This is a genomic window from Microbacterium sp., from assembly GCF_047972865.1.
Lineage (GTDB): Bacteria > Actinomycetota > Actinomycetes > Actinomycetales > Microbacteriaceae > Microbacterium.
This window is the reverse complement of the sequence record NZ_JBKEAY010000009.1, coordinates 1-2220: the sequence shown is the minus strand read 5'-3', so window position 1 is coordinate 2220 and position 2220 is coordinate 1. Positions and strand designations below refer to the sequence as shown.

Below are 2220 nucleotides of genomic sequence, written 5' to 3'. Positions count from 1 at the left end.
CATCTCGCGCACGATGTTGCTGAGCACCGCCGAGGCGTCGCGCATGTTGGTGACCACGGGTGTCAGCAGATGCGGGATCGACTCGTAGTGGTTCAGCTCGACCTTCTTCGGGTCGATCAGGATCATCCGCAGCTCGTCCGGGCTGGAGCGCAGCAGCAGTGAGGCGAGCAGCACGTTGAGGCAGACGCTCTTCCCGGTGCCGGTGGACCCGGCGATCAGCAGGTGCGGCATCCGCGAGAGGTCGACCGAGACCGATTTGCCGCTGATGTCCTGCCCCAGCCAGGCCATCAACGGACCGGCGGTGGCCGGGAACTGGCGGTAGATGTCACCCAGGGTGATCACCGACGCCTCCGGATTGGGCACCTCGACACCGACCGCCTGCTTGCCCGGGATCGGGGCGAGGATCCGCAGTTCGTCGCGCGCGGCGAGGGCATACGCCAGGTCGTCGCGCAGGGCGGTGATCCTGCCGACCTTCGTGCCCGGGGCCAACTGGAGTTCGTAGCGCGTCACCCTCGGTCCGCTCACCGCACCGGTCACCGATGCGGTGATGCCGAAGTGCCCCAGCGTCTCTTCAAGGCGATGCGAGGTCTCGTTGATGAGTTCCTTCGGCATCTTGCCCGGGCCGCCGCGCTTCTCCAGCAGGCTCAGCGGCGGGCGGGTGTAGCGGCGCGTCCGCCGTCCGGTCCGGGTGGACGGCTCCTCGGCGACATCGTGGTGGTCCCCGTCGTCGCGCCCGGGGATGGCGTCGTCCGCCGGGGTCTCCTCGGGCTCCAGCGTGGGACGCGGGACCTCGGCCTCGTCGTGGATGGGGACGTCGTGATCCGCCGGCGGCGCCGGATCCGGGTGGCGATCGACCGGGGCGGCGGGAGCCGCCGGCGGCTCCTCGTCAGCCGGCTCGTCTCCGCTGAGCGCGGGCGACGGGGGCAGCGTCGACGGTTCGTCGAAGAGGTCGGGGAAGTGATCGGCGCCGTCCAGCGGGGGGTGCTCGGGCTGCGCGGCGCGACGCCGCCGGACACCCACCGTCGTGACCCCATCGTTGGTGTCGGGGCCGGACCGCATCGTGCGTCGCACCGCCTGGCCGCCGCGCACCGCGCCCATCGTGGCGGTCGCCATGCCGCGTCCCATCGAGCGCCCCGCGGTGGCGGCGCCGTGGCTCGAACGGCGCAGCAGGTGGCCCAGGCTGCCGCCCGAGATCAGCACGGCGGCCGCGATCCACGACAGCAGGACCAGGATCGCCGTACCGATACCGCCGATCGTCGAGCCGGTCATGAACCACACGCTCTCGCCGATGACGCCGCCGCGTCCCTGCATCACCCGGACGGTGAACCAGTCGCTGCGGGTCACACCGCCCAGTCCGAAACTGCCGGCCGCGAGGGCGGTGCACAGCCCGACCACACCCACCGCAACGCCCAGGCGCAGCGGTGCCACGCGCAGCACGTCGTCGTCGAGGATCACGAAGACGCCCAGGGCGATCAGCAGGAACGGCGCGACGATCGTGAGCCGTCCCACACCCAGCCGCACCCCGTCCTCCAGCCACCCGCCGATCGGCCCGACCCCGAACCCCAGGAACAGCTGGGCGGCGAGGAACGCGCCGAGGGCGACCAGGCAGGCGCCCGCCAGTTCCCGCACCTGATGCGGTTCGAGACCGGTCTGGCGCGACGGCTTGCGCCGGGTCGTGCGACGTTGACGTGTGGCGTGCGTGCTCAACGACACCTCTCTGGGGCGCGACGATGAATGTGTGGTTCGTTGACCACTGGTTCCTTTTGGCCAACGGAACGGGTCTTCCTTCCGCGGGACCGATAGCGTGAAGGCCCACAGCCACGTCAGTGGTGATGAAAGGAGAACCGCCCCATGGCCTTTGAACTGCCCCCTCTCCCCTATGCGCCGGATGCGCTCGAGCCGCACATCGACGCGCGTACGATGGAGATCCATCACGATAAACACCATCAGGCGTACATCACGAAGGCGAACGAGGCCCTCGCGGGGACGCCGCTGGCCGACGCCTCGGTCGAGGACGTGCTGCGACAGCTGGGCAGCCTTCCGGCCGATCTGCAGGGGCCGGTGCGGAACAACGCGGGCGGCCACGCCAACCACACCCTGTTCTGGACGGTGATGTCACCGGACGGTGGCGGGGACCCCGCCGGCGAACTCGGCGACGCCGTCAAAGCCACCTTCGGCAGCGCCGACGAGCTGCGCTCGCGGATGAACGCCGCCGGCGTC

The 2220-nt window shown here is 70.6% G+C and carries 2 protein-coding genes; one reads left to right on the top strand and one right to left on the bottom strand.

Annotated elements, in window-relative coordinates:
• A partial coding sequence (locus ACK5KK_RS00510) for a DNA translocase FtsK (protein WP_416888136.1) occupies positions 1-1707 on the bottom strand: 1707 nt, incomplete at its 3' end.
• A 144-nt stretch (positions 1708-1851) separates the two neighbouring features.
• Here ACK5KK_RS00510 and ACK5KK_RS00505 point away from each other — a divergent pair.
• Positions 1852-2220, top strand: a 369-nt coding sequence (locus ACK5KK_RS00505; protein ID WP_416888135.1) for a superoxide dismutase, incomplete at its 3' end; no start/stop codon positions are given.